Raw genomic sequence first — 26,196 nt, forward strand, 5'->3', positions numbered from 1 at the left:
GCGCCGATCATCGCGCCGTTGATCGGCGGGCAGGTCCTGCGGGTGACGGACTGGCGCGGGGTGTTCTATGTGCTCGCCGGGGTGGGGCTGCTGCTGACGCTGGTGGCGGCGAGGTTCCTGCGGGAGACGCTGCCGCCGGAGCGGCGGCATGGCGGGGGCGTGGGCCAGGCGCTGGGCACCATGCGGGGGTTGCTGTCGGACCGGGTGTTCACCGGTTACGTGCTGGCGGGCGGGCTGGCCTTCGCGACCCTGTTCGCTTACATATCCGCGTCCCCGTTCGTGGTGCAGGAGATCTACGGGGCCTCGCCGCAGACGTTCAGCCTGCTGTTCGGGCTCAACTCGCTCGGTCTGGTGGCGGTGGGGCAGATCAACGGGAAGCTGCTGGTGGGCCGGGTCAGCCTGGACAAGGCGCTCGGCACCGGACTGGCCGTGATCGGTCTTGCCGCGCTCGCGCTGCTGCTGATGACCTCCGGGGTCTTCGGCGAGGTCGGGCTGGTCCCGGTCGCGGCCGGGTTGTTCGTGCTGATGTCCGCGACGGGTCTGGTGCTGCCCAACACCAACGCGCTGGCGCTGATGCGCACCCCGCACGCCGCCGGCTCCGCATCCGCGCTGCTCGGCACGTCCGCGTTCCTCGTCGGAGCGATCGCGTCCCCGCTGGTCGGGATCGCGGGCGAGACCACCGCCGTGCCCATGGCCGTGGTCCAGCTGGTCTGCGCGCTCGGCGCGATGGGGTGCTTCCTGGGCCTCTGCCGACCCTGGCGCGGTGAAGGCGGCATCCCCAGGCAGGCCACCGCTCCGGCGGATCAGGCCACGCAGTCCGCCGAGGCGAGCGCCTCGTAACCGCTCACTCGGCAGGCGGCCACTGGGCGCCCCAGCCCGTGTCGCGGGCCTCGCGGTAGAGCGCGCCATGGCGCTTGGTGACCGTGGTGCGCTGCAGGGTCCCGTCGTCGGAACACAGGTCGAGCAGCACTTGGCCCTTGCGGATCTGGGGCTTACGGACCACCCGGCCGGCCGCCGGGGCCGCCGGGAGGCGGGTGGCGGCGACGTAGCTGAACTTCTCGTCCTCGTACGCCAGCGACCCGCCCTTCACCTGGCGGTGCAGCGACGAACGGCTGACCCGGGCCGCGAAGTGGCACCAGTCGCTGCCGGGGACGATCGGGCAGGCGTCGCTGTGCGGGCAGGGGGCCGCGACCCGCAGGCCCGCGGCGATCAGCCGGTCGCGGGCCTCCATGACACGCTCGTAGCCGTCGGGGGTCCCCGGCTCGACGATCAGCACCGTCCGGCCGGCGGCTGCGGACTGCTCGACCACCGCGGCCCGGTCGGCCTCCGTGAGTTCCTTCAGCACATACGACACCGTGACCAGGTCCACGGGCTCCAGGCCCATGGCCGAGCCGATCCTCGCCCTCTGCCAGCGCGCACCGCGCAGCGCGGGGGACTCCGCGGCCGCGGCCAGCTCCCGGCCCAGGGCCAGTGCCGGCTCCGCCCAGTCCAGCACCGTGGTGCGCTGGGTGCCCTCCGGCCAGGCGTCGGCCACGGCCCAGCTCGCCGCGCCCGTACCGCCGCCGATGTCGGTGTGGGTGGCGGGTGCCCAGTCGGGCAGGGCCGCGCGGAAGGCCAGAAGCGCGGACCGTACCGCCTCGAAGGTCGCGGGCATGCGGTACGCGGCGTACGCGGCCACATCCACCCGGTCCCGCAGCACCGGTGCGTCCGTCGGGGTGTCCCCCCGGTAGCTGGCGATCAGCCGCTCCACGGCCTGGGCGACCCTGCCCTGCGGCAGACCCTCGAGGAGGCCGGCGAGAGCGGTGCCGAGACCGGCTCGGGGCGTGCTGGGGGAGTGGGTGGGAGGAGTGGCGTTCACCGGCGAATTCTAAGGGTTCACGGGTGGCTCGAGGTCGTCCCGGGTGCCAGGCACCGGCCCCCGGGACTCGTCCGCTCCGGTCAGGCCGCCCGTAGCTCCTGCGTACAGCACTTCACGCTGCCGCCGCCCTTCAGCAGCTCGCCGAGATCCACGCCGACGGGTTCGAAGCCCCGCTCCCGCAGCGGCTCGAACAGACCCGTCGCCGCCTGCGGAAGCACCACATGGCGGCCGTCGCTCACCGCGTTGAGTCCCAGCCTCGCCGCATCCTCCTCGCTGGTGAGCAGGGCGTCGGGGAAGAGCCGGGCGAGGACCGCCCGGCTGCCCGGCGAGAAGGCGCCGGGGTAGTACATGATCTCGTCCCTGTCGTCGTCCAGCACGGACAGTGCCGTGTCGAGGTGGTAGTAGCGCGGGTCCACCAGCTCAAGACCGATCACCGGCCTGCCGAAGAACTCCTGCGCCTCGCCGTGCGACAGCGGGCTGGACCGGAAGCCCTGCCCGGCGAGCACATACGTCGAGGTGACCGCGAAGTCGCCCTCGCCCTCGTTGATGTGCAACGGCTCATGGATCTCGGTGAACCCGTGCGCGCGGAACCACTCCAGATGCGCCTCCGCCTCCGCCTCCCGCTCCCGGTGCGCGAAGCGCGCGCCGAGCACCCGTCCGTCCACCACGCACGCGCCGTTCGCCGCGTACACCATGTCGGGGAGGTCGGGGCGGGGGTCCAGCAGTTCCACGGTGTGGCCGAGCGCGAGGTAGCGGTCGCGCAGGTCTTCCCACTGGGCCATGGCCAGCGGCAGGTCAACGGGCTTCCCGGGGTCCATCCAGGGGTTGATGGAGTACGTCACCTCGAAGTGCGTGGGTGGGCACATCAGGTAGCGGCGGGATCTAGCGTCACGAGGCAATGCAGGCTCCTCAGGAACGTCAGAGCAGAGCAGCGACGCACGGTTGTGCGTGCAGCTATAGTGCGCCGTTCGGCGGCTTCGCGCGTGATCCGAACGGGTGGTTCATCACATGTATTGCAGGCGCGCGGCCCGGCGAAACGACCTGCCGCGCCCACCCGTCGCCAGCCCCGCGAATCCGGCCCCTGACCGGGGATCCCGCCACCCGATCGGGGGGTGCGGCCACCTAGCGCACCCGATGGTGGGACCATGGCGGGGACCACAGGGGGAGAGCTGAGGTGAGGGGATCGATGGGCGACGGCATCGATGACATCGGCGGCAACGACGGCACCGGCAATAGCGACCGCACTGGCAGTACCGACCGCAGTCGCGGCGCGCGCGGCAGGACGTCCTGGGAGAACCGGCTTCCGCAATGGCTGCGCAGGCGTGCCCGCGAGGACAGCGCTGCCGACGCGGGCGCGGACCGGCGCGAGCTGCTGCTCGCCACCGCGGGCGCCGGACTGCCGCTCGCGCCCGCCGCGCATCCGGCCGGCTTCCGCTGCTCCTGCGAGCGCATCGGCTGCCCCACCCCCGCCCGCCATCCCGTCTCCTTCGCCTGGCAGACCCAGGCCACGCACGACGGGGCGACCGTCGAGCGCTGGGCGGAAGAACAGCCGGAGGCCAATTTCATCACCGCCACCGGCATGGTCCATGACGTCCTCGACGTACCGGCCGCAGCCGGACGAGCCGCGCTCGAGCGGCTGCTGGGGGAAGGCGTCGAGGTCGGTCCGGTCGCCGAGTCCGGGGAGGGGCGGATGCTGTTCTTCACCGCCACCCGCGGCACCCCGGAGGACGAGGACGAGTGGTGGCCCTGCGCGCTGGACTGCCATCCGGAGACCATGGACGAGCATCCGGGCCTGCGCTGGCACAGTCGCGGCAGCTATGTCCTCGTACCGCCCGCGCGACTGCCCGACGGCCTCACCGTCGACTGGGTACGGGGCCCGGAACACCCCCTGCCGGATCCGCTGACGCTGCTCGAGGCGCTCGCCGATGCCTGCGCCCGGTACGCGGACGAGACGGACGAGCACGACCAGCACTCGGTGGCCTGGCCCGCGCGCCGCTGACGCCCCCGGGCCCGCGCCGCCTCGGCCGCGTCGAGCCGCCGCCCAGGCCGCCGATGCCGTGCCGGCCGGCCCGCGGGGCCGTATCGCGGCCGCGGGCGGGGGCCCCGCCCGGGCGGGGGGCCCGCCCGGGCCGGCCAACCCGCGCCCCCCCGCCCCACACCCCGCGCCGCCGCGGCCGGGGCGCGCCCCCGCCCGGGCCGCCTTGGGGGGGCGGGCGGGCCGGGGGGGCGGTTGCGGGGCCGCGCTCGTGCCCCGCGCCGGCGGGGGGCACGAGCCGGTGCCTGCAAGCCGGCGCCCCTGCGCACATGCCCGCATGCACCTGCTGAAACGAGCCGGTGCGCCGATGGCCGTGAGCGCGTGCTTACGAGCCCTTCGCCGAGGTCACGCCCTGAAGCCGGCCCACTATCGCGACCGAGGGCTCCGAGCCACCGCGCGGAGCCACCTTCGCCGCCTGGCTGGACATCCACTCCTTGGTGAGCGTGTTCTTGATCTCCCCGGTCATCAGGGCCTTCTCGTCCGGGCTGGCCTTCGGCCGGTAGCCCGCCGGCGCTGTCTGCCGCTCGTAGTAGCGCATCGAGAAGAACACCAGTGCCCCGCCGTCGTCCGTGACCAGACCCAGCGGTGCGAACTGGCCGCTGTTCAGCGGCTGGTCGACGAACTCGGTGACCACACCGGACCGCCGCGTCTTCTTCTGCTCGCGCCGCTCGCGCCATTCGCTCGTGGCCTCGCCCGCCACGAAGCGCTCCGGCTTGCCACTGCGCAGATATGAGGCGTATTCCTTGCTCAGCTGATCCGGGGCGACCGCCGTCTCATCCGATTCGGTCCCGACCGGCAGGGCGTAGCCGTCCTGGTCGGTGCGGAAGCGTGGCACCTCGTTTCGGCTGAGGATGGCCAGATACGAGGCCTCCCACTGCGCGTCGCTGCCGGTCTTCACGAACACCACCAGCCAGCGGGAGTCCCGGTCGCCGCTGTCCACGTCACGGTTGCTGTCCGTGTCCGCCAGGAACCAGCGCGGCCAGCCGGCCTTCTTGGGCACATGGAACTTCGCGTCCGTGAGTTCCAGCGACCGGTGCTGGGAGTTGCCGCGCGGGCTGGTCACACTGCGTGCCTTCAGCCCGGCCTGGTTGATCGCACCGAGTGCGCCGGTCACCTGAGCCGCGTCGAGCGCCGGATCGTAGGCCCGGTCCGCGGCGTTGTACGCGTCGGTGAAGTCGTCGAGTGCCTGTGCGGCTTCAGTCGTCGTCGCCGCTGGTACGACTTCCAGCTCGCCGTGAACCGTCACGCACCCGCTCGCCGTCAGCGACAACACCGTCGTCACCGTCGTCGCCGCGAGCCCCGTCACCGCCCGGCTCCGCCTGCTCTTGGGCCTGCTCATCGCTTGCCTTCTGCTTCTCGACCCCCACTGACCGTCCGAACCCTACCGGGGAGAGGAACAGCGCAAGTGCCGGGATCAGATACAGGGCCCACACCGTGACCTGGAGGACGGTCGGGTCGGGCTGGAAGTTGAAGACACCCTTCAGCAGGGTGCCGTACCAGCTGTCCGGCGGGATGGCCTCGCTGATGTCGAAGGCCTTGTCCGGCAGACCGCCGAGGAAACGGGCCTCCTGCAAGTCGTGGACGCCGTACGCGAGCACGCCCGCGGCCACGACGACCAGCATTCCACCCGTCCAGGTGAAGAACTTCGCCAGGTTGATTTTCAGGGCGCCCCGGTAGAACAGCCAGCCCAGCACGACCGCGGTCGCGATGCCGAGCAGCACCCCGGTCAGCGGGGCCGAGGAGCCGCCCTGGTCGGCCGCGGCACGCACCGAGGCCCACACGAACAGCGCGGTCTCCAGGCCCTCCCGGCCCACGGCGAGGAACGCCGTCACCACCAGGGCGCCCGTACCCATCTCCAGGGCCGCGTCGAGCTTGGCGCCGAGCTCCGCCTTCAGATGCCGCGCGGTGCGCCGCATCCAGAACACCATCCAGGTGACCAGGCCGACGGCCAGGATCGAAAGGGACCCGCCGAGCAGTTCCTGTGCCTCGAACGTCAGCTCCTGCGAGCCGAATTCGAGTGCCGCGCCGAAGGCCAGCGACAGCGCGCACGCCACGCCGATACCGATCCAGATCGGCTTCAGCGCGTCACGGCGGCCCGTCTTCACCAGGTAGGCGACGAGGATGCAGACCACCAGGCTGGCCTCGAGGCCCTCGCGCAGACCGATCAGATAGTTGCCGAACACGGCAGGTCCCTTCGCTTGCCTACGAGAACAGCGCCCGGCCCCACCAGTCGTCCTTGTCGCGGACGCCCGGCGGGACGGCGAACAGCGCCGAACCCACGTGCTGGATGTACTCGTTGAGGTCGTCCGTCGCGAGACTGCGCTGCACCGGTACGAATCCCTTGGCCACGTCCCGCTGGTAGGCGAGGAAGAACAGGCCCGCGTCGAGGCGGCCCAGCCCGTCCGTGCCGTCCGTGAAGGAGTAGCCGCGGCGCAGCAGCTTCGCCCCGCCGTTGGAGTCCGGATGGGCCAGGCGGACGTGCGAGGTCGGCAACATGGCGGGGAGGAACGGTTCGTCGCGCTCCTTCGCCTTGCCGACCGGAGCACCCTCGCCCTTGTCGCGGCCGAAGATGTCCTCCTGCTCCTGGAGCGGAGTACGGTCCCAGGTCTCGATGTTCATCCGGATCCGGCGTGCCACCAGGTACGAGCCCCCGGCCAGCCAGGCCGGGCCGTCCTTCTGCGACACCCACACATGCTTCTCGAGAGCCTCCTGGTCGGTGCCCGGGATGTTCCGGGTGCCGTCCTTGAAGCCCATCATGTTGCGCGGGGTCTGCTCCTCCGGGGTGGTGGACGAGGTCTTGCCGAACCCGAGCTGCGACCAGCGCACCGTGACCTTGCCGAAGCCGATCCTGGCGAGGTTGCGGATGGCGTGCACGGCGACCTGCGGGTCGTCGGCGCACGCCTGGACGCACAGGTCGCCGCCGCTGCGGGCCGGATCGAGGTTGTCACCGGCGAACTTCGGCAGGTCGATCAGCGCCGCGGGCCTGCTGCCCTTCAGACCGAAGCGGTCGTCGAACAGCGAGGGGCCGAAGCCGACGGTGAGGGTCAGCCGGGTCGGCTTCAGACCGAGCGCCTCACCGGTGTCGTCCGGCGGGGCCTCGGCGAGACCGCCGTAGGCGCCCTCGCCCACCGGCAGCCCTGCCGCCATCCGCTCGGCGGCCCGGGTCCAGTCCTTCAGCAGCTGGATCAGCTCGGCGCGGTCCCTGGTCTTCACGTCGAACGCGGCGAAGTGCAGCCGGTCCTGCACGGCGGTGGCGATACCCGCCTGGTGCGTGCCGTGGAAGGGCACGGCGGCGCCGCTGAGCGCGGCGGGCACGGCCTCGTCCCCGCCGCGCGCCAGGGCGGCGGCACCGCCCGCGGCGGCGGCGCCGAGCGCGAGCCCGGCTCCGCCCCAGCCCAGCAGGGTGCGCCGGGAGGGTGTGGTGTTCCGGTCCTCGCCCGTGGCGTCTGCCGGATCCGTCGTGTTCGTCTGGTCCGTGGAGTCCGTCGGTTCCGTGGATTCCATGGGCTTCGTCGTTTCGGACATGGTTGCGTCGTCCCCCTCGCGTCCGTTACTTGACCACGGCGGCGGCGAGCTTCGAAAGCGGCTCTGCCAGTGCGTTGACGGCGTCGGACAGCTCCTTGCGCTGAGCCGGCGTGACCTTGTCGTACGAAGTGAAGACGTAGGTGTTCTTGTCCGCGCGGTACTTGTCCAGCAGCGCGTTCATCGCCGTGAACTGCTTGTCCAGCTCGGCGACCAGCTTCGCGTCGTTCTTCGACGCCACCGGCTTCAGCAGCTCGTAGGACTTCTGCGCGCCCTCGACGTTCGCCTTGAAGTCGACCAGGTCGGTGTGGGAGTAACGCTCCTCCTCACCGGTGACCTTGCCGGTCGCGACCTCGTCGAGCAGCTCCTTGGCGCCGTTCGCCATCGAGGTGGGGGTGATCTCGGCGGTGCCGACCTTCTTCACCCAGACCGCGAGATCCTTGTCGAGGGTGTCGGCGAAGGCCTTCTCCTCGGCGCCGAGCTTCTTGTCCTGCCACAGCGCCTTCTCCAGGCGGTGCCAGCCGCCCCACTTCTGGCCCGGCTCCAGGTCGGCGACGCCGTCCTCACGCAGGTCGACCTTCGGGTCGATGTCGCCGAAGGACTCGGCGACCGGCTCGGTGCGCTCCCAGCCGATACGGGAGTCGGCGTAGGCCTTCTTGGCCGCCTCGATGTCGCCCGCGCGCACGGCGTCGGTGAACACCTTCACCTTGGGCAGGGTCTCGTCGGCCTGCTGCTGGACGTAGGTGCGGTACGCGGCGACCGCCTTGTCCATCTCCGGGGAGCGCTTGGCTGCGGTGCCGCCGGTGACCTTGACCTGCTGGCGGATGCCCTCGCCCTTCATGCCGGGCTTGCAGGCGATCGCGTACTCGCCGGCCTTGATCTCGGCGGTGATGGTGGCCTTGGTGCCGGGACCGATGTTCTCGCGCTCGGTGACGATGCGGTCGTCGGGGAAGAGGATGTAGACCTCGGTGACCTTGGAGCCCTTGTTCTCGATGTCGAGCTGGACGTGCCCGGCCGGGAACTCCTTGGTGGACACCTCGCAGGCGTCGTCCTTCGCGGTGACGCTGACGGCGCCGTGGCCGCCCTTCGCGTCGCCCTTCTCGGCGCAGCCGGTGACGGCGGTGAGAGCGGTCACGGCAGCCACGGCGGTGAGGGCGGAGAGACGGACGGGTCGCATACAGGCTCCACGAGTGAACGGACAACGGCCGCAGGACGGGAGTCCTACGGCGGTGAGGCGGACCTAACTTAACCGAGGCTTACCTGACCGAATCCCATCCGTCCAGTGATTCGTCTCTCATCCGTCCGTCATACGAGAAGCCCGGGCACGGTCCGATCACGGATCTGTCATGTCTGCCCCCGGCACAGGTCAAGCGAAGGTCAAGTGCCCCTTTTGGGTACAACGAGCGGCGCCCCGGTCGCCGGATGCCGCAACACGTCCACCGGCTGCCGGTAGACCGCGCCGATGAGCTCCTCCGACAGCACCCGCTCCGGGGGCCCTTCGGCCGCGACCCGCCCGCCGTCGAGCACTGCCACCCGGTCCGCGTACGCGGCGGCCAGGCCCAGATCGTGCAGCACGACCACGACGGTGTCGCCCGCCGCGGCCCGCTCCCGGCAGAGCCTCAGCACCAGTTCCTGATGGCGCAGATCCAGCGCGGCTGTCGGCTCGTCGAGCAGCAGCAGCGGTGCCCGCTGGGCGAGTACGCGCGCCAGGGCCACCCGGGCGCGCTCACCCCCGGACAGCGCGGAGAACGGCCGGCCAGCGAAACCGGAGGTCTCCGTGCGCTCCATGGCTTCGGCGACCGCGGCGTCGTCGTCCTCCTCGAACGGGGTGCCCGACCAGGGCGCGCGGCCCATCCGCACCACCTCCGCGGCGGTGAAGGGGAACGACAGCGCGGCCGACTGCGGGAGAACGGCCCGGCGCAGCGCGAGCGCGGGCGCGGGCCAGTCCGTCGCGGGCCGCCCGCAGATCCGTACCTCGCCCGACGCCGGGGCGAGGTCGGCGGCGCACGCGGCGAGCAGCGTGGACTTCCCGGCGCCGTTCGGTCCGACCAGCGCCAGCACCTCGCCCGCCCGCGCGGTCAGATCGACTCCGCGCAGCGCGTCGAGCGAGCCGCCGAGACGCACGCGCAGGGCCCGGATCTCGAGCACGGTGTCACCGGGGGATGGCGGCGCGGGCAGCTCGCGCCCGCGGGAGGGCAGCAGCCGGGTGAGGCGCTTCATGCCCAGCCTCCCTGCCTGCGCCGGGTGCGCCGCAGCAGTGCGAAGAAGAACGGGCTGCCGAAGAGCGCCGTCAGCACCCCCAGCGGAAGTTCCGCCGGAGCCGCCGCCGTACGTGCCGCGAGATCCCCCGCCACCAGCACCACCGCGCCGCCCAGTGCACTGCCCGGCACCAGGAAGCGGTGCCCGGGACCGTTCGCCATGCGCAGCAGATGCGGCACGAGCAGGCCCACGAAGGAGATGACACCCGCCACCGCGACCGCCGCAGCCGTGAGCAGCGCCACGACCAGGATCATGACGGCCCGCAGACGCTCCACCCGCACACCCAGATGACGGGCCGGCCGCTCGCCGAGCGCCAGCAGGTCCAACTGCCGTGCGTACACCGGTGCGACCAGCAGTCCGATGGCCGCGCACGGCAGCACGGCGAGCACTTTCGGCCAGGTCGCCTGAGCGATCGAACCAAGCTGCCAGAAGGTGATCTGGGTGATCTGGGCGTTGTCGGCGAAGAACACGAACAGCCCGATCATCGCGCCCGCGAAGGCGTTCACCGCGATGCCGGTGAGGATCAGGGTCACGACTTCCGTACGGCCGCCCGAGCGTGACATCACGTACACCAGCGACACCGTGGCGAGCCCGGCCGCGAACGCGCACACCGTCACCGTCCAGTTGCCGAGGAAGCCCAGCCCGAGCGCGATCGCGCCGACCGCGCCCACCGCCGCCCCCGCCGAGATCCCGATGACCCCGGGCTCGGCCAGTGGATTGCCGAACACCCCCTGCATCAGCGCCCCGGCGCAGCCCAGGGACGAGCCCACCAGCAGCGCCAGCACCACGCGCGGCAGCCGGATGTTCCACAGCACGCTCTCCGCCGTGCGGTCCAGGGCATGGCCGCCGAGCCCGGCCCGGTGCAGCACGGAGGCGAGCACATCGCCCAAGGGCAGGTGGTAGGCCCCGAGTCCGGCGGACAGCAGACACAGCGCCAGCAGGGCGCCGATGAGGCCGGCGGTGAGGAGGTACGAGGTGGGGCGCCGTCGCCGCGCGTCGCCGGGTGGCGGTGAGGCGCCGGCGGCGGGGGCCTCGACGGCATCCGTACGGGGCGGGGACACGGTCACTTCCCGGCCCCGCCGTTCCCGCCGTTCCCGTAGAGCTGCCCGACCAGCGAGCGCAGTACCTCGTCCGTGCGCGGCCCGTAGTTGAGCAGCACACCGTCCTCGATCGAGACGACCCTGCGGTCCACGCCTGCCGGAGTCTCGGCGACCCCGGGGATCCCCACGAGCCCGTCGACTCCGCCCACCGACGCGAGGCCCTTGCTCATGACGAGCAGCGCGTCGGGTGCGGCTTCGGCGAGTGCCTCGCTGGTGAGCGGGGTGAAGTCCTTGGTGAGCCCGGACTCCTTGCCCGCGTCCACCGCTCCCGCCGCCTCCAGCAGGGAACTCGCCCCGGAATCGGCCCCGCCCAGCAGATAGACGGCGGCGGTGCCGCGCAGATAGAGGAAGGCGACCCGGGGCTTTCGGGCCGCGCCGCCGTCCGCCGGTGCCGGGATGTCCTTGCGTACGGCGGCGATCCGCTGCTCGGTGCGCTGCTTCAGCTCCGCGCCCGACGACCGCACGCCGAGGGCGGCGGCGACGGTGTCGATCCGCCTGCCCACATCGTCCAGGTCCTTGGCCGGTTCCACCACGACCAGCGGGACCCCGGCGTCCCTGATCTGGGCGATGGCATCGGCCGGTCCGGAGGAGGTGTCGGCGAGCACGACCGTCGGCCTCAGTGACAGCACGCTCTCCGCCGAGACGTCATGGGCGCGGGTCACCAACGGCAGACCGGCGGCCTGTTCGAAGGTGGCCGTGATGTCCCGGGCCACCACGTGCTTGCCGAGCCCCAGCGTGAACACGATCTCGCTGAGCGAGCCGGTCAGCGGCACGATCCGGTCGGTGGAGGTGACGGTGACCCGAGTGCCGTCCGCCGATCCCACCGTGACGGGCAGCCGGGGGTGGGGCGCGGTGCTCAGTGGCTCGACCCGGTCGGGGGCCGATGCTGCGGCAGGTACGCCCTTGGTGTGGTCGGTGTCGTGCGTGCTGCCGGGGTTCCCCCCGCCGCAGCCCGTCGCGGCCAGGGCGAGGGCGAGCGCGGAAACCAGCGCACTCGCCAGGCGGGATCTGCGCACCGATGAGCTCCGTCCTGTCGGTCCTCTACTGCTCTTCAACTGCAACTTCCCTGAATAGAAGTGGAGTTGAAGTTGATTCAGGCCGTTTCCGTGGCCCGGGGAGAGCTATGGGCTTCCAGAGCGGTCCGCGGTAGCTTAGGTTAGCCTTACCTTGCTCGCCAGTCCTTGGAGGGGTGCTTCATGCTGCCGTGCAGACCGGGCCGGCCCGTTCGCCGGGCTCTCGCCGCCACGCTGTTCGCGGCCCTTGTCGGGGCCCTGCTTCCGGTGACGGTGGCGCACGCGGAGAGCCGTACGGTCCAGGGCGGCCGGCTCGACTGGGGCATCAAGTCCTCCTTCCAGAGCTATGTCACGGGCCCCGTCGCCCGTGGCAGCTGGAACCTGACCGGGGGAGCGGCCGCCATCGGCGGAAGCCGGTTCCGCTTCCACTCGGCTACCGGCGGCTACGACCCGGACACCGGAGCGTTCACCGCACGCTTCTCGGGCGGTGTCCACTTCCTCGGCCACAAGGCGGCCGACGGCAGCCATGCCCTGGACCTGGTCGTCAGCCGCCCCACCGTCCGTATCGGCGGCGGCAGCGGCACCCTCTACGCCGACATGGCCAGCAAGGCCAAGGACTCAGGCAAGGTCACCACCTCGTCCCAGGTGCCGCTCGCCTCGCTGGACCTCTCCGGCGTCGACATGCGGGGCGGCGGCAGCCCCATCGACCTCACCGCCATCCCCGCCACCCTCACCTCGCGCGGCGCCACAGCCTTCGCGGGCTACTACCGGGCCGGCACCGCGCTCGACCCGGTGAGCCTGTCGGTCGACGTACGCTCCGCCGCCCCGCCCCGGAAGCCCTCGCGGCAGCCGTCCCCGCAGCCGGAACCGCCGAAGCCGACCGCGGGTGACTTCCGGGACGCGGCCGTCGACTGGGGAGTGCGCCGCACCTTCCGCGAGTACGTCACCGGCCCCATCGCCAAGGGCTCCTGGACCCTCGGCGGCGGCGCCCAGGACGGCGGTGCGCTCTTCCGCTTCCCGCGGGGCAAGGGAACGTACGACCCCGGCAAGCGGACGCTGGACGCGGACTTCACCGGCACCGTCCGCTTCACCGGAACCGGTCTCGACCTGACACTCGGACGGCTCGCGGTCACCGTGAGCGGGGGTCGTGGGAGCCTCAGCGCCGATGTGACGCGTGACGGCAGGACCGACCGGGCCGTACCCCTCATCACCTTCCCCGCCAGGGACTTCGCCCCGGAGTCGGGGCTCGCCCGTCTCAGTGAAGCCCCGGCCACCCTCACGCCGGACGGCGCCAGGGCCTTCGGATCGCTGTACCGGGCGGGCACCGCGATGGACCCGGTCTCGCTCGCCGTGGCCGTGGACGCGAAGGCGCAGCTTCCCGCACTGCCGGACCTGGGCAGCGGCGCCGCATCGCCCGCCCCGAGCACGAAGCCCGCCGCGCATGCCGCCGCTGCCGCCGAGCCTCCGTCCGGCGGTGGCCGCTCGGTGAGCGCGACCGCGATCGGCGCGGGCGTGCTCATCGCCGCTGCGATCGCCGGGTACGCCGTACGCCGCCGCACCCGGGCCGGTGCCACCCACTGACCAGCACCGCACCGCTCCACCCGATCACCGCGCGCCACTCCATCACCCCGCCATCGAGCACCGCTTCGAGGAGACCACCGACCATGCCCGCCAGCGCCCCCCGACGCCCCATAGCCCTCATCTCCGCCATCGCCGTGGCCGCCGCCCTCGGCGCCACCGCCATCGCCCTTCCCGCCTCCGCCGCGGAGAAGGCCCCCGGTGCACCGACGCTGGAACTGAAGGACGGCACCCTGGACTGGGGCTTCAAGGAGTCCTTCCGCAAGTACCTCGCCTCGCCCGTCGCCCACGGCACGATCACCACGGGCGAGGGCGCCAAGCAGGCACCGGACAACGGGGTCTTCTCCTTCGTGGACGGCAAGGGCACCTATGACACGGGCACCCACGCCACCGCCAACGCCTTCAGGGGCAGCGTCCACTTCACGGCGCACGGCGGCGTACTCGACATCACGATGTCCGACCTGAAGCTCAGCACCACGGGCTCGGCCACCCCCACCGGCGAGATCACCGCCGATGTGGTCACCAAGAAGCAGGACGGCAGCTTCGACACCAAGAACGACCTGGTGATCGCCGCGCTCGACATGTCCGGGGTGCGCCCGGGACAGGGCACGGGCGGCGCCATGGTGTTCAAGGACATTCCGGCCAAGCTCACGGCAGGCGGTGCAGCGGCCTTCTCCGGCTTCTACCAGGAGGGCACCCAACTCGACCCGGCGACGCTCACCGTGAAGGCCGCGAGCGGCGGCGGAACCCCGCCGAAGCCGACCCCGACCGCGATTCCGACCCCGACCGCCACGGCGACAGCGACCTCCAAGCCGACGGCGAAGCCCACCACGAAGCCGTCTCCGGCCAAGGTCCAGGGTGGCAAGCTGAGCTGGGGCGTCAAGAAGTCGTGGCGCGGCTACGTCGACGACATCTGCGGCGGCACCATCACCGCGAACGGCGGCGCCGCGAAGAACGGCGCTCTCTACGACTTCCGCTACGGCAAGGCCCGGCTCGACACCACGGCGCGCAGCGTCGACGCCTCCTTCGTGGGCACGGTGCGCTTCGCCTGCGCCGGGCACGGCATCGACTGGACCATCAGCGATGTCAAGGTGAAGGCGACCGGCAAGTCCGGCACGCTCATCGCCGATGTCACCACCGCCAAGGGCACCGCGAACGACGTGGCGTTCGCCAGGCTCGACCTCGGCAAGGCCGACTTCCGTGCGAAGAGCGGCGTCGTCACCCTCAAGAACCTCCCGGCCGCCCTCACCAAGGCGGGCGCCGCGCAGTTCGCGGGCCCGGGCGGCGAGGTGTTCTACAGGCCGGGCACCGCTATCGACCCGGTGACGGTCGCCCTCACCCTCGACAAGGACGCCACCCTGCCCGCCGCTTCCGGTGGCACACCGACCACGGACACCTCCGGCACGGGCACGGGCACGGACACGGCCGGCGGCACCGTCGGCGGGGGGCTCACCACCACCGGCCACCTCGCCGCCACGGGCTCCGAGGTCCCCAGCAGCACCCTCCTCGCCGCCTCGGGCGCCCTTGCAGCCGCGGGCGCGGGCGTGGTCCTGGCAGTGCGCCGCCGCGCTGGAGTCAGCGACTGAGGCTCCCGAATGTGACGATCGCCGCTCCGGCCGTTTCCCGGTTGTGGGCGGCGCTCGCACACCCCCGGGTGCTTGAATGCCGGAGTGAACGAACTCGACGTGCTCCAGGTCTTCTGCGCCGGTGACGGCCGGTTCGGTAACCGACTCGGTGTCGTACGCGACCCTCGCCGCTGGCCCGACCAGGAGTCCCGGCAGACGCTCGCGGCCGAGCTGGGCTTCAGCGAGACCGTGTTCATCGACGACCCCGAGCGCGGGGTCGTCGACATCTACACCCCCGGCCTGCGGCTGCCGTTCGCGGGCCATCCGCTGGTCGGCGTCGCCTGGCTGCTGGACCTGGAGACCGTGCACCCGCCGGCGGGAGAGGTGTGGGCGCGCGACGACGGCGAGTTCACCTGGATCAGCGCACGCGCCGAGTGGGCGCCGCCGCGACTGCTGGAGCGGTACGACTCAGCGGCCGAGATCGACGCCCTGCCCGCGCCGCCGCCCGGTGAGGGCTGGCTGTACGCCTGGGCGTGGGAGGACGAGGCGGCCGGGCGGGTACGGGCCAGGGCCTTCCCCAGACGCGGTGACGGGATCGTCGAGGACGAGGCGACAGGCGCGGCGGCGCTGCTGCTGACCGCGCGGCTCGGCCGGGCCCTGAACATCACCCAGGGCCGGGGCTCCCAGATCCTGACCGCCCCGGGCCCCGACGGCATCGTGGAGATCGGCGGCCGGGTGCGGATGGCGCCGCGCACCAGCGAGCCCGGTGCGTCGGTCAGTGCCCTGTCCCATTCGCGGAGCACCGACGCGCTACGCGCCGTCGCCACCGCCACCCGGATCGAGCCCCTGCGGCGCACGCAGCGCCTCCGACTTCCGCACGCCGTCATGCGCTCAGCGGAAACTCCCCCTCCAGCTCCCGGAACACCGCTCCGTTGAAGTCGAAGGCACGCTTGCACTCGTCGATGATCCGCTGCTTCTCCAGATCATCCGCGTCCACCCCGTCCAGCAGCTCCCGGTAACCCCGCTTGAACGCCGCGGGGTTGGTGATCTGCTCGAAGACGTAGAACCGGACGCCATCGCCCTTGCGCTCGAAGCCCCAGGTCCGCTCGGCCTTGTCACGGATGATCTGACCGCCCGACAGGTCGCCGAGATAGCGGGTGTAGTGGTGGGCCACATAACCCGCGGGCCAGTCACGGGCGCACTCCTCGACCCGGGTCGCGTACGCCGCCGTCGCGGGCAGCGCTCGCACCCCGGCCCGCCAGCCGGGCCCGCGCAGATGTGCCAGGTCCCGCTCCAGCTCGGCCGTGCGGAACAGCTCAGGCTGTATGAAAGGGCCGGCCACCGGGTCCGCCTTGAGCGATTCGGCCGCGCCTTCGAGGGCCGCGTACACGAACCAGAGCTGCTCCGTGTACCGCGCGAAGGCCTCCACCTCCAGCCGCCCGCCGAGCAGGTCGCTCATGAAGGTCGAGGTCTCCGCCTCGGTGTGCTGCTCGTGCGAGGCGACTCGGATGAGCGTCGAGAAGGGCGTGTCCAGCGTGTCCAATGCGGACCTCCGGGGCGTGGACCGATGGGGACGGGAACCGGTTAGGATGCTCCTACTTAGGCATACCTAAGTCAACTGGTTCCCGACGGCCTGTCGGTAAATACCTACCCCGCTTCCGGCTCAGGGCAACGTCAGAATCTCCGTGCCCGTCTCCGTCACCACCAGCGTGTGCTCGAACTGCGCGGTCCGCTTGCGGTCCTTCGTCACCACGGTCCAGCCGTCGTCCCACATGTCGTACTCGTGCGTGCCGAGCGTCAGCATGGGCTCGATGGTGAAGGTCATCCCCGGCTGCATCACCGTGGTCGCGTGCGGGCTGTCGTAGTGCGGGATGATCAGACCGGAGTGGAACGAGGAATTGATCCCGTGCCCGGTGAAGTCGCGCACGACGCCGTAGCCGAATCGCTTCGCGTACGACTCGATGACCCGTCCGATCACATTGACCTGGCGGCCCGGCCGGACTGCCTTGATGGCCCGGTTCAACGCCTCCCTGGTGCGCTCGACGAGCAGCTTCGACTCCTCGTCGACGTCGCCGCAGAGGTAGGTGGCGTTGTTGTCGCCGTGTACCCCGTTGAGGTACGCGGTGACGTCCAGGTTCACGATGTCGCCGTCCCGCAGCACCGTCGAGTCCGGGATCCCGTGGCAGATCACCTCGTTGACCGAGGAGCACAGGGATTTCGGGAATCCGCGGTAACCCAGGGTGGACGGGTAGGCCCCGTGGTCGCACATGAACTCGTGTGCCACCCTGTCCAGTTCGTCCGTGGTCACACCGGGCGCGATGAGCTTCGCGGCTTCCTCCATCGCCTGTGCGGCGATGCGGCCCGCGATGCGCATGCGGTCGATCGTTTCGGCGTCCTGGATCTCCGCGCCGGTGTACGGCGTCGGCATGGGCTTCCCGACGTACTCGGGGCGCCGGATGTTTCCGGGGACGGAGCGGGTGGGAGAGAGGTTCCCTGGTACGAGCAGCGACTGGCCAGACATGCCAGCGAGTCTATCCGGGGGGTCCGCGCGCGCCCGGCGTCGTAGCGGGAGCCCTGCGGGGCAGGCAGCATGGCGACAGAGGAAGGAGCCGAGGATGGCCCTGTTCAAGAAGCGCACGGTGGGCAAGCCGGGCGAGTGGTTCTACTGCCTGGAGCACAAGAAGGTCGAGGAGGGCCCGGAGTGCCCGGCCAAGGACCGCTTCGGCCCTTACGCGACGCGACAGGAGGCGGAGCACGCGATGGAGACGGCGCGTGAGAAGAACCTCCAATGGGAGAACGATCCCCGCTGGCACGATGCGCCCCGGGGTGAGGACGCGCAGGAGTAGTCGCGCGCGGGGTGCGGGGTCTCGCGGAGTGCCGCACCCCGCGCGGTGGGCCGGAGCGTCCGTCCTCGAACGCGGGACAGGCCGGACAGATGCGCGAGACCGCGGCGGAAGGCCGGGCACGGGGCTCGACCACGGCCCCGGTGCGGCCTCAACGCCCGGCTCGCGGGCACGGGGCAGCCTGAACACCCAGCCCGGCCGGGGGCCCGGGGCGAAGTCCGGCGATCGAGGGCTGACCCTCCGGGTGTCGCCACGGGGGCGGCGCACCGCTGAACCGGGTCACCACCTCCGCGGGGGCGGCGCCGTCAAGTGGTCGGCCAGGCGGGACAGCCTGTCCCGCAGGCCCCCGCGGCGGGGGTGGCCGGGTGGCACCCCGTTCTCGCCGGTCGCCGCGCTGACCAGGTGCTGGACCGTGTCGAGGTCCACCTCGGCGGACCGGGGGACGGTGAGGGCCTCATGCGCGAGACCCTGCACCTCGGGGTCGCCGGCGTCCAGCGCCAGCACCGTCGCCCCCGAGTGGCGCGCGTCGTGCACCCGTTCGAGCAGCCCCGTGTCCGGCCGCTGCGGCGCCACCAGCAGCACCGTCTCGCCCCTCCCCGCCGTCTCCACCCGGGCCAGCCCGACGGCGAGATGCGCCGGGTCGCCGCGACGTACCCGGTGCCGCACCAGCGTGGGGGCCAGCGCGGGCTGCCCCGACCAGGCGGCCTCGTCGACGAGATGGGCGGCCAGGTGCCAGGGCTCGTACTCCGCCGTCCCCACCAGCAGCAGCCCACCGCCGTGCGGTACGACGGACGAGCGCAGCACACCCGCGAACCGCCGGGCCTCGGCGGGCCAGGCGGTCCCGGCCAGTACCTCTCGCAGCAGTGCGACACGTACGGCATCCATGGCCCGGCATCCTGCCGCAAGGTCCCCCTCGGTGTGGGGTGTACGGCAAACCCGTACACGTAAGGTCTGCACATGACTTCTCAAGACAACGCCGCCGCGCCCAAGCCTGCCCCGAAGGACCCCTGGGAGCTCCCCGACGTCTCCGGTCTGGTCGTCGGCGTCCTCGGCGGCACCGGTGACCAGGGCCGCGGCCTTGCGTACCGGCTGGCCCGCGCCGGGCAGAAGGTGATCATCGGCTCCCGCGCGGCCGAGCGCGCCGAGACCGCCGCCGCCGAGCTCGGCCTCGGTGTCGAGGGCGCGGAGAACGCCGAGTGCGCGCGGCGCAGCGACGTGGTCATCGTGGCGGTGCCGTGGGACGGCCACGCCAAGACCCTGGAGTCGCTGCGCGAGGTGCTGGCCGGAAAGCTGGTCGTCGACTGCGTGAACCCGCTCGGCTTCGACAAGAAGGGCGCCTACGCGCTGAAGCCGGAAGAGGGCAGCGCCGCCGAGCAGGCCGCCGCCCTGCTGCCTGAGTCCCGGGTCACGGCGGCCTTCCACCACCTTTCCGCGGTGCTGCTCCAGGACGCGTCGATCGAGGAGATCGACACCGATGTGATGGTGCTGGGCGAGTCGCGTGCCGACACCGACCTCGTACAGGCCCTCGCGGCCCGTATCCCCGGGATGCGGGGCGTCTTCGCCGGGCGGCTGCGGAACGCGCACCAGGTGGAGTCCCTGGTGGCCAACCTGATCTCGGTGAACCGCCGCTACAAGGCCCACGCGGGCCTGCGGGTGACCGACGTCTGACCCAGGTCCGGCCCCGCACGGGCATGGGGGACACTGGACCGGACACCCACCACCGGACAGGAGCCGACCCCCATGCCCCGCCTCGCCCTCTACGCCCTCGTCATCTGCGTACTCGCGATCTCCGCGGCGGTGGTGTCGTTCGCGCAGGGAAGCTGGCTGGGGATCGTCTGGGTGCTGCTCGGGGGCCTGTCGTCGAACATGGCGATCTACTACTTCCGCCGCGCGAAGGCCGACCGCGCACAGACCGGCTGAGGACTCCCGGCCGCCAGGCTTTCCGGCTCCCGCCCCAACAGGGCTACCGGCTGAGCGCCACCTCGCACAGCGGGTGCGGATCGGTCCAGAAGCGGTAGAGGTTCTGCCCGCAGTACGACTCCAGGTCCGACACCCCGAGCCCGCTCAGCAGCGCGTAGATCCCGTCGAAGAAGGCCTGGTTCACCCCGGGGATGAAGAGGACGCCGAAGACCGCCAGCAGGCCGAAGGGGGCGTACGGCTCCACGTGGCGCCTGATGCTGTACGGCAGCCACGGCTCGACCACCCCGTAACCGTCGAGCCCCGGCACCGGCAGGAAGTTCAGGATCGCGGCGGTCACCTGGAGCAGCGCCAGGAACGCCAGCGCGAAACGGAACACCACCGGCACGCCGTCGAGGGCCCCCAGCCAGAACGGTGCCGTGCACACGATGGCGAACAGGACGTTCGTCAGCGGGCCCGCGGCCGAGATCAGGCTGTGCTTCCAGCGGCCCTGGATACGGTGCCGCTCGATGAACACCGCGCCACCCGGCAGACCGATACCGCCCATGATCACGAAGATCACGGGGAGCACGATGCTGAGCAGCGCGTGCGTGTACTTGAGCGGGTTGAGCGTCAGATAGCCCTTGGCCCCGATGGTGAGGTCGCCGCCGTGCAGTGCGGTGCGGGCGTGCGCGTACTCGTGCAGGCACAGCGAGACGATCCACCCCGAGGTCACGAAGAGGAACACCGCGATCCCCGGGTTGGGTGCGAAGTCCGTCCAGACGGCCCACCCGGTGACCGCCATGATCGCGGCGATACCGAGGAAGACGGGCGAGATCCGGCGATCGCTGCTGCGGGTCGCGGCGGTGGCCATGTGCACGGCTCCTGGTGAGTCGGGTGGGGTGGGGGACGAGCGTAGCCGCTGCCGACGGCCTGGTGGCATCGTGGGCCATTCGGTGATCGACGACAATGGGCCGGTGCACTACCGCGTACTCGGCACCACCCAGGCAGTCCACGACGACGGGACCCCCACCGCGCTCGGTGGGGCGCGGCTGCGTGCCCTCGTCGCCGCGCTGGCCCTGCGCGCGGGGCGTACCGTGCCGGTCGAGGTGCTCGTCGGCGAAGTGTGGGACGGCGATCCGCCGGCCGACGCCGTGGGAGCCGTGCAGGCACTCGTCGGCCGGGCCCGCCGCGCGCTCGGGCATGCGGAAGTGGTGTCGGCGGACGGCGGCTACCGGCTGCGTGCCGATGCCGCCGACGTGGATCTGCACCGCTTCGCGCGGCTCGCGGAGCAGGGCGGCCAGGTACTCGCCGGAGGCGATCCGGCCGGAGCGGTCGCACTGCTGGACGAGGCGTTGGCGTTGTGGCGGGGGCCGGTGCTCGCCGATCTGCCCGACCGCACGGCGGAGGCGGCCCGCTGGGAAACCCGCCGTCTCGAATGCCGCCGCACCCGGTTCACCGCGTACCTGGCCCTCGGCCGCGCAAGGGAAGTGCTGCCCGCGCTGATCGCCCTCGGCGACGAGCACCCCCTCGACGAATCGCTCCAGGCCCTGCGCATCCGCGCCCTGCGGGCGGCCGGCCGGCCGGCCGAGGCGCTCGCGGCATACGAGTCCGCACGCCGCGAGCTGTCGGACCAGCTGGGCACGGATCCGGGCCCCGAACTGCGCGCCCTGTACGCCGAACTGCTCACGCCCGAGGCGGGGGGTCCCGGGCCCGGTTCCGCGCTCGCCGCTTCGGGACCGGGTGCTGGTGCGCCCGCGCCGGGCCATCTGCCCCCGCCCGGGAACCTGCGGGCCCGGCTGACCAGCTTCGTCGGGCGTGAGAGCGATATCGAGGCCATCCGAGGCGACCTCGGCCGGGCGCGACTGGTCACCCTCGTCGGGGCCGGTGGCGCGGGCAAGACCCGGCTCTCCCAGGAGGCCGCCGAGCAGGGGGCCGGGGCGTACCCGGACGGTGTCTGGCTCGCGGAGCTCGCTCCGGTCAGCGACCCGGAGAACGTGCCGGAGGCCGTGCTCACCGCTCTCGGCGCACGGGAGACCGTGCTGCGGGGGGTCGGTTCCGAGGAGCTGTGGCACGGGGACGATCCGCTGGTGCGCCTCACCGAGCGCTGCGGCCGGCGCCGGATGCTGCTCGTGCTCGACAACTGCGAGCACCTCGTGACCGCTGTGGCCACGCTGTGCGAGCGGCTCCTGGAACGGTGCCCGGGGCTGACGGTGCTGGCGACCAGCAGGGAACCCCTCGGCGTGCCGGGCGAGGCGGTACGGCCGGTCGGACCGCTGCCCCCTCCCATGGCCCTGCGACTGCTCGCCGAGCGCGGTGCGGCGGCGAACCCCCGCTTCCGGATCGACGCCGACGACGACACGGCCGCGGCGGCGGCCGAGATCTGCCGGCGTCTCGACGGTCTGCCCCTCGCCATCGAACTCGCCGCGGCCAGGCTGCGGCTGCTGACGCCCCGGCAGATCGCCGACCGCCTCGACGACCGCTTCCGGTTGCTGTCCAGCGGCAGCCGCACCGTACTGCCGCGCCAGCAGACCCTGCGTGCGGTGGTCGACTGGTCCTGGGAACTGCTCGACGAGGCAGAGCGCACCGTCCTGCGCCGCCTCGCGGTGTTCGCCCGCGGCTGCGACCTCGAAGCCGCGGAGGCGGTCTGCGCGAGGGTCGGCCCACCGGGTGCTCTCCCCCGGGAGACCTCCGCCCCGCCCGGCACCCGCCCCGGCCCTTCGGCTCCGGCCTCCGCCCCGTCCGCCGCGACGCCGGCCCTGCCGGCCGCCGTCGATGTCCCCGACGTCCTCCCCGTCCTCGGCGCCCTGGTCGACAAGTCCCTCGTCGTCGCCGCCCCCGCACCGGACGGCGCGATGCGCTACCAACTCCTCGAAACCGTGGGCGAGTACGCCGCCGAGCGGCTCGACGACGCGGGCGACCGGGCCGTGGTCGAGCGTGCGCATCTCGTGTACTACCGGGAACTGGCCCGCCGTACCGACCCGTTGCTGCGCGGCCCGGGGCAGATCGAGGCCGTCGCACGGCTGGAACGGGAGCAGGAGAACCTGCACACGGCGCTGCACCGGGCCACCGTGGCGGGCGACGAGGACGAGGCGCTGTGCCTGGTGCTGTCCCTTGCCTGGTACTGGCAGATGCGCGATCTGCGCGCCACCGCCCGGCACTGGTCGCGCTCGGTGGCGGCGCTCGGTCCCGACCCGTTCGCCCCGCCCGTCGTCCCCGCCGAGCCGCTGCACGAGCGGGTCATCGACGCCCCGCCGCCGTTCGGCGCCGGGCACCGCCAGGAGGCCAGGCGCGGAGTGCGGCTGATCGGGATCTGCAGCATGGAGCACTGGGCGGAGGACTGGACGACACCCGAGCGGCTGGGCTGGCTGCGCGGGGTCGCGTCGGCGTACGACCCCGGCTGTCCGCAGACCTGCCGCTTCCCCGGCTCGCTCTGGCTCTACGCGGTCCTGCTCACCGGCGACGAGGACCAGCTGCGCCGCACCATCGACGAGACCGTGCGCGGCTGCGAGGAGTACGGCTACGAGTGGGATCTGGGCACCGCGCTCCAGATGCGGGCCAACGTGCTGGTCAACCGCAGCGAATGGCCGGGCGACGCAAGCGCCGACGCGGATCGCAGCCTGGGGATCTTCGAACGCCTCGGAGATCTCTGGGGCGCCGCGGGCGCATTGTCGGCGCGCGGGGAGGCCCGTCAGATGCGCGGAGAGTTCGGCCTCGCCGCCGATGACTTCGCGGCCGCGGTCGACCGGGCCCAGCGCCTCGGCGCCGAGGGCCAGGTGCCGTATCTGCATGCCCGGCAGGCGGCGATGCTCACCGAGCTCGGCCGCCGCGACGAGGCGGAGGCCATCTTCCGCGAGGTGCTCGCGCAGCACGCCGAAGGCACCGCCGAGGCCCTGCCCACCGCGCGCCTCTTCCTCGCCATGCTGCTCGGGCTGGACGGCCGCACGGCCGAAGCCCGCGAGCAACTGGATCTGCTCGCGGTCGAGTTCCAGTCCGAGACCCTGGCGTTCTTCGACGGCTTCCGGCTCGGTGGGCTGGCCTGGATCGACTGTCTCGACGGCCGTTACGCGGAAGCGCTCCACCATGTCCACGCTGCGCTGGAGTCGGCGATGGCGCCCCTCGCCCGGATGGTCGCACCGAATCTGGTCGTGAACCAGCTGCCGACCGCCGCCGAGGCACTCGCCAGTCTGGCCGACGGCACAGGCGGGCGGGGCGGCAAGGACGACGCCCTTGGCGACACCGCCGCCGCCGACGCGGCCCGGCTGCTGGGCGCGTACCGGCGGCTGCTGCCCGCCGGGCACGTCCCGACGGCCCTGGAACGCCAGGGCCGCGAGCGCGCCGAGCGGGCCGCCCGCGCCGCACTGGGCGGGGAACGCTGGGCGGCCCGCTTCGCCGAGGGCGAGGACCTCACACCGGAGCAGGCCGTCGCGCTCGTCGAACAGCACGTCGTCGAACTGCACCTGGAGGAACAGCACGTCAGGACTTCGTGCGGAACTTCCGGATCGCGATCGGGGCCATCACCGCGGTGATCAGCACCGACCAGATCAGGGTCACCCACACATCGTGGGCGACGGGTCCGCCGTGCATCAGTCCGCGTGCCGCGTCCGCGAGCGAGGACATCGGGTTGTAGTCGGTGAAGGTCCGCAGCCACCCCGGCATGGTGCTGGGCGGCGAGAAGATCGACGAACCGAACTGCAACGGCATCAGCACCAGGAACCCCATTCCCTGGATCGCCTGGGCGCTCTTCATGGTCACGCCCATGGTGAGGAAGATCCACATGACCGACGAACTGAAGATCAGGGACAGGCCGAACGCGGCGACCAGACCCCACACCTGCGACACGGACATGCCCAGCAGGAAACCGACCGCCAGCTGGATGACCGTCGCGACGGTCATGCGCAGGACCTCGACGACGATCTTGGCCACGAGCACCGATGACCGGGCGATGGGCAGGGACCGGAACCGGTCCATGACCCCGCTCTGGAAGTCCTGGTTGAAACCGGTGCCGACCCCCATGGCGATGTTCATACCGATCATCGCCATCAGCCCGGGCACGACATAGTCCACGTACGTGGCCCGGTCGCCGCCCAGGGACGCCCCGACGGAGCCGCCGAAGACGAACACGAACAGCAGGGTGAAGACGATCGGCATCAGCACGGCGTCGAACATCGACTCCGGGTCCTGCCGGATCCACAGCAGATTGCGACGGACGAGCGCACCGATGTGCCGGAGGTTGCCGCGCAGTCCGATCCGGTCGTCGTCGGCGAGCGCCTGGGGGCCGGCAACAGTGGCAGGGGTGACAGTGGTGGCGCTCACGCCGCGACCTCCTGGGGAATCATCTCGTCGACGGACGCCGTCCTCTGGCCGGTCAGGGCCAGGAACACCTCGTCCAGGCTGGGCAGATCGGTGCCGATGTCGGCGATGGCGAAGCCACGGGCCCCCAGCAGGCCGACCACGGCGGTCAGTTGTTCGTCGCTGAGGATCGGGACATACAGCACGCCCTCGTCCGGAACGGGCTGCGCCCCCGCGACGCCGTCCAGTCCCGCCTCGCGGATCGCCGCCGCCATCAGCGGAAGCTCGGCCGGGTCGGCCGGCCCGATGCGCAGCGTCCGGCCGCCGACCTTCGCCTTCAGCTCGGGGACGGCGCCCTCGGCGATGACCCGGCCGCGGTCGATGACCGTCAGCGAGTCCGCCAGCTGCTCGGCCTCCTCCATGTACTGCGTGGTGAGCAGGACCGTGGCGCCCTCGGCGACCATCCGCTGGACCTCGTCCCAGACCTCGTTGCGGGTGCGGGGGTCGAGTCCGGTGGTCGGCTCGTCCAGATAGAGCACGGCGGGCCGCCCGATCATCGAGGCGGCCAGATCCAGCCGGCGGCGCATACCTCCCGAGTAGGTGGCGGCGGGCCGCTTGGCGGCGTCCGTCAGCGAGAACCGCTCCAGCAGCTCGTCCGCACGCTGCTTCGCCTCCTTGCGGGGCAGATCGAGCAGCCGCCCGATCATGTAGAGGTTCTCCCAGCCGGGGAGCTTCTCGTCCACCGATGCGTACTGGCCGGTCAGCCCGATCGTGCGGCGCACCCGGCGCGGCTGCCGGACCACGTCGAGCCCGGCGACGGTGGCGTGCCCGGCATCCGGGACGATGAGGGTGGAGAGGCAGCGCACCAGGGTGGTCTTGCCCGCCCCGTTGGGACCGAGGACCCCGAGCACCGTGCCTTGCCGGACGTCGAGATCCACTCCGTCCAGGGCTTTCGTCTCGCCGTAGTGCTTTACGAGGCCACGTACCTCGACGGCGTTCCTGTCGTTTCGCGTCATGTGCCGAAGCGTGTCAGCCGCCACCGACAAGCCACCGACAGGCGGCCGACAGGCCACCGACAGACTGTGGACAACGTGAACGGTGAGGCGGCGGTCTGCCGTCCGAACCCCTTCCGCCTCCATGTCCGGGACGGCCGACAGCCCGCCGACGGGGGAAGATCGGCGGGCTGTCGTTGGTGCCGGAGTGGCTCGGAGAGCGATACGGCGGGTCTCAGCGCC

At 72.0% G+C, this 26,196-nt stretch carries 24 protein-coding genes; 9 read left to right on the forward strand and 15 right to left on the reverse strand.

The window, feature by feature from the left end:
* On the forward strand, positions 1-840 hold an 840-nt coding region (locus ACFV6V_RS04365; RefSeq protein ID WP_385558904.1), incomplete at its 5' end, for an MFS transporter.
* Between the two features lie 4 nt (positions 841-844).
* Here the strand turns inward: ACFV6V_RS04365 and ACFV6V_RS04370 are convergent.
* Positions 845-1,858 carry a small ribosomal subunit Rsm22 family protein gene (locus tag ACFV6V_RS04370; protein WP_385558907.1) on the reverse strand — a complete coding sequence of 338 codons (1,014 nt, stop codon included), beginning with the start codon at positions 1,856-1,858 and terminating at the stop codon, positions 845-847.
* Between the two features lie 80 nt (positions 1,859-1,938).
* Positions 1,939-2,757 carry a dimethylargininase gene (gene ddaH, locus ACFV6V_RS04375; RefSeq protein WP_385558910.1) on the reverse strand — a complete coding sequence of 273 codons (819 nt, stop codon included), beginning with the start codon at positions 2,755-2,757 and terminating at the stop codon, positions 1,939-1,941.
* 275 nt (positions 2,758-3,032) lie between these two features.
* Here ddaH and ACFV6V_RS04380 point away from each other — a divergent pair, with 275 nt between their 5' ends.
* Entirely contained in the window at positions 3,033-3,857 is an 825-nt protein-coding gene (locus tag ACFV6V_RS04380) for a bifunctional DNA primase/polymerase (RefSeq protein ID WP_385558913.1), read from the forward strand.
* A gap of 361 nt (positions 3,858-4,218) precedes the next feature.
* On the opposite strand, the gene ACFV6V_RS04385 is transcribed toward ACFV6V_RS04380, so the two are convergent.
* From ACFV6V_RS04385 to ACFV6V_RS04415, 7 genes are all read right to left on the reverse strand, one after another.
* On the reverse strand, positions 4,219-5,139 hold the full coding sequence (locus ACFV6V_RS04385; RefSeq protein ID WP_385558916.1) for a hypothetical protein: 921 nt from the start codon (positions 5,137-5,139) through the stop codon (positions 4,219-4,221).
* Positions 5,090-6,076: an iron uptake transporter permease EfeU gene (gene efeU, locus ACFV6V_RS04390; protein ID WP_385558919.1), complete on the reverse strand. Its 987-nt coding sequence runs from the start codon at positions 6,074-6,076 to the stop codon at positions 5,090-5,092. Before efeU ends, ACFV6V_RS04385 begins: the two co-directional genes overlap by 50 nt.
* Before the next feature lie 19 nt (positions 6,077-6,095).
* Complete coding sequence (gene efeB / locus ACFV6V_RS04395; protein WP_385558920.1) at positions 6,096-7,418, reverse strand: iron uptake transporter deferrochelatase/peroxidase subunit; 1,323 nt, start codon at positions 7,416-7,418, stop codon at positions 6,096-6,098.
* A 25-nt stretch (positions 7,419-7,443) separates the two neighbouring features.
* A complete protein-coding gene (gene efeO / locus ACFV6V_RS04400; RefSeq protein WP_385558922.1) occupies positions 7,444-8,592 on the reverse strand; it encodes an iron uptake system protein EfeO in 1,149 nt (382 codons plus the stop codon).
* A gap of 200 nt (positions 8,593-8,792) precedes the next feature.
* The gene (locus ACFV6V_RS04405; RefSeq protein ID WP_385558924.1) at positions 8,793-9,635 is read right to left on the reverse strand and encodes a heme ABC transporter ATP-binding protein; all 843 of its coding nucleotides are present in this window, start codon (positions 9,633-9,635) and stop codon (positions 8,793-8,795) included.
* Complete coding sequence (locus tag ACFV6V_RS04410) at positions 9,632-10,741, reverse strand: FecCD family ABC transporter permease (RefSeq protein ID WP_385558927.1); 1,110 nt, start codon at positions 10,739-10,741, stop codon at positions 9,632-9,634. The genes ACFV6V_RS04405 and ACFV6V_RS04410 overlap by 4 nt, the downstream gene beginning before the upstream one ends.
* Complete coding sequence (locus ACFV6V_RS04415) at positions 10,738-11,790, reverse strand: hemin ABC transporter substrate-binding protein (RefSeq protein ID WP_385558930.1); 1,053 nt, start codon at positions 11,788-11,790, stop codon at positions 10,738-10,740. Before ACFV6V_RS04415 ends, ACFV6V_RS04410 begins: the two co-directional genes overlap by 4 nt.
* Before the next feature lie 180 nt (positions 11,791-11,970).
* On the opposite strand from ACFV6V_RS04415, the gene ACFV6V_RS04420 reads away from it, so the two are divergent.
* From ACFV6V_RS04420 to ACFV6V_RS04430, 3 genes are all read left to right on the forward strand, one after another.
* Positions 11,971-13,368 carry an HtaA domain-containing protein gene (locus ACFV6V_RS04420; protein WP_385558933.1) on the forward strand — a complete coding sequence of 466 codons (1,398 nt, stop codon included), beginning with the start codon at positions 11,971-11,973 and terminating at the stop codon, positions 13,366-13,368.
* Between the two features lie 83 nt (positions 13,369-13,451).
* Positions 13,452-14,951, forward strand: coding sequence for an HtaA domain-containing protein (locus ACFV6V_RS04425; protein ID WP_385558936.1), 1,500 nt, complete (start codon positions 13,452-13,454; stop codon positions 14,949-14,951).
* An 84-nt stretch (positions 14,952-15,035) separates the two neighbouring features.
* Entirely contained in the window at positions 15,036-15,866 is an 831-nt protein-coding gene (locus tag ACFV6V_RS04430) for a PhzF family phenazine biosynthesis protein (RefSeq protein ID WP_385558939.1), read from the forward strand.
* On the opposite strand, the gene ACFV6V_RS04435 is transcribed toward ACFV6V_RS04430, so the two are convergent.
* Together ACFV6V_RS04435 and map are read right to left on the reverse strand one after the other, a co-directional pair.
* Positions 15,814-16,464: a heme oxygenase (biliverdin-producing) gene (locus ACFV6V_RS04435; RefSeq protein ID WP_385559341.1), complete on the reverse strand. Its 651-nt coding sequence runs from the start codon at positions 16,462-16,464 to the stop codon at positions 15,814-15,816. The two genes, ACFV6V_RS04430 and ACFV6V_RS04435, sit on opposite strands and share 53 nt — an antisense overlap.
* 129 nt (positions 16,465-16,593) lie before the next feature.
* Complete coding sequence (map, locus tag ACFV6V_RS04440) at positions 16,594-17,451, reverse strand: type I methionyl aminopeptidase (RefSeq protein WP_385558942.1); 858 nt, start codon at positions 17,449-17,451, stop codon at positions 16,594-16,596.
* A 94-nt stretch (positions 17,452-17,545) separates the two neighbouring features.
* Here map and ACFV6V_RS04445 point away from each other — a divergent pair, with 94 nt between their 5' ends.
* The gene (locus ACFV6V_RS04445) at positions 17,546-17,776 is read left to right on the forward strand and encodes a hypothetical protein (protein ID WP_385558944.1); all 231 of its coding nucleotides are present in this window, start codon (positions 17,546-17,548) and stop codon (positions 17,774-17,776) included.
* A gap of 276 nt (positions 17,777-18,052) precedes the next feature.
* On the opposite strand, the gene ACFV6V_RS04450 is transcribed toward ACFV6V_RS04445, so the two are convergent.
* A complete protein-coding gene (locus ACFV6V_RS04450; protein ID WP_385558947.1) occupies positions 18,053-18,658 on the reverse strand; it encodes a hypothetical protein in 606 nt (201 codons plus the stop codon).
* A 72-nt stretch (positions 18,659-18,730) separates the two neighbouring features.
* Between ACFV6V_RS04450 and npdG the strand changes: the two genes are divergently transcribed.
* Both npdG and ACFV6V_RS04460 read left to right on the forward strand, forming a co-directional pair.
* Entirely contained in the window at positions 18,731-19,441 is a 711-nt protein-coding gene (npdG, locus tag ACFV6V_RS04455; protein ID WP_385558950.1) for an NADPH-dependent F420 reductase, read from the forward strand.
* Between the two features lie 72 nt (positions 19,442-19,513).
* Positions 19,514-19,693 (forward strand): hypothetical protein, encoded by a 180-nt coding sequence (locus ACFV6V_RS04460; RefSeq protein ID WP_361288977.1) that lies wholly within the window; start codon positions 19,514-19,516, stop codon positions 19,691-19,693.
* Between the two features lie 43 nt (positions 19,694-19,736).
* On the opposite strand, the gene ACFV6V_RS04465 is transcribed toward ACFV6V_RS04460, so the two are convergent.
* Positions 19,737-20,543: a site-2 protease family protein gene (locus ACFV6V_RS04465; RefSeq protein ID WP_385558953.1), complete on the reverse strand. Its 807-nt coding sequence runs from the start codon at positions 20,541-20,543 to the stop codon at positions 19,737-19,739.
* A gap of 103 nt (positions 20,544-20,646) precedes the next feature.
* Here ACFV6V_RS04465 and ACFV6V_RS04470 point away from each other — a divergent pair, with 103 nt between their 5' ends.
* Positions 20,647-24,198 carry an ATP-binding protein gene (locus ACFV6V_RS04470; RefSeq protein ID WP_385558956.1) on the forward strand — a complete coding sequence of 1,184 codons (3,552 nt, stop codon included), beginning with the start codon at positions 20,647-20,649 and terminating at the stop codon, positions 24,196-24,198.
* Here the strand turns inward: ACFV6V_RS04470 and ACFV6V_RS04475 are convergent.
* On the reverse strand, positions 24,146-24,985 hold the full coding sequence (locus ACFV6V_RS04475) for an ABC transporter permease (protein ID WP_385558959.1): 840 nt from the start codon (positions 24,983-24,985) through the stop codon (positions 24,146-24,148). The genes ACFV6V_RS04470 and ACFV6V_RS04475 overlap by 53 nt on opposite strands.
* On the reverse strand, positions 24,982-25,977 hold the full coding sequence (locus ACFV6V_RS04480) for an ATP-binding cassette domain-containing protein (protein WP_385558962.1): 996 nt from the start codon (positions 25,975-25,977) through the stop codon (positions 24,982-24,984). Before ACFV6V_RS04480 ends, ACFV6V_RS04475 begins: the two co-directional genes overlap by 4 nt.
* Positions 25,978-26,196: the final 219 nt, after the last annotated feature.

Source organism: Streptomyces sp. NPDC059828 (assembly GCF_042731955.1).
Lineage (GTDB): Bacteria > Actinomycetota > Actinomycetes > Streptomycetales > Streptomycetaceae > Streptomyces.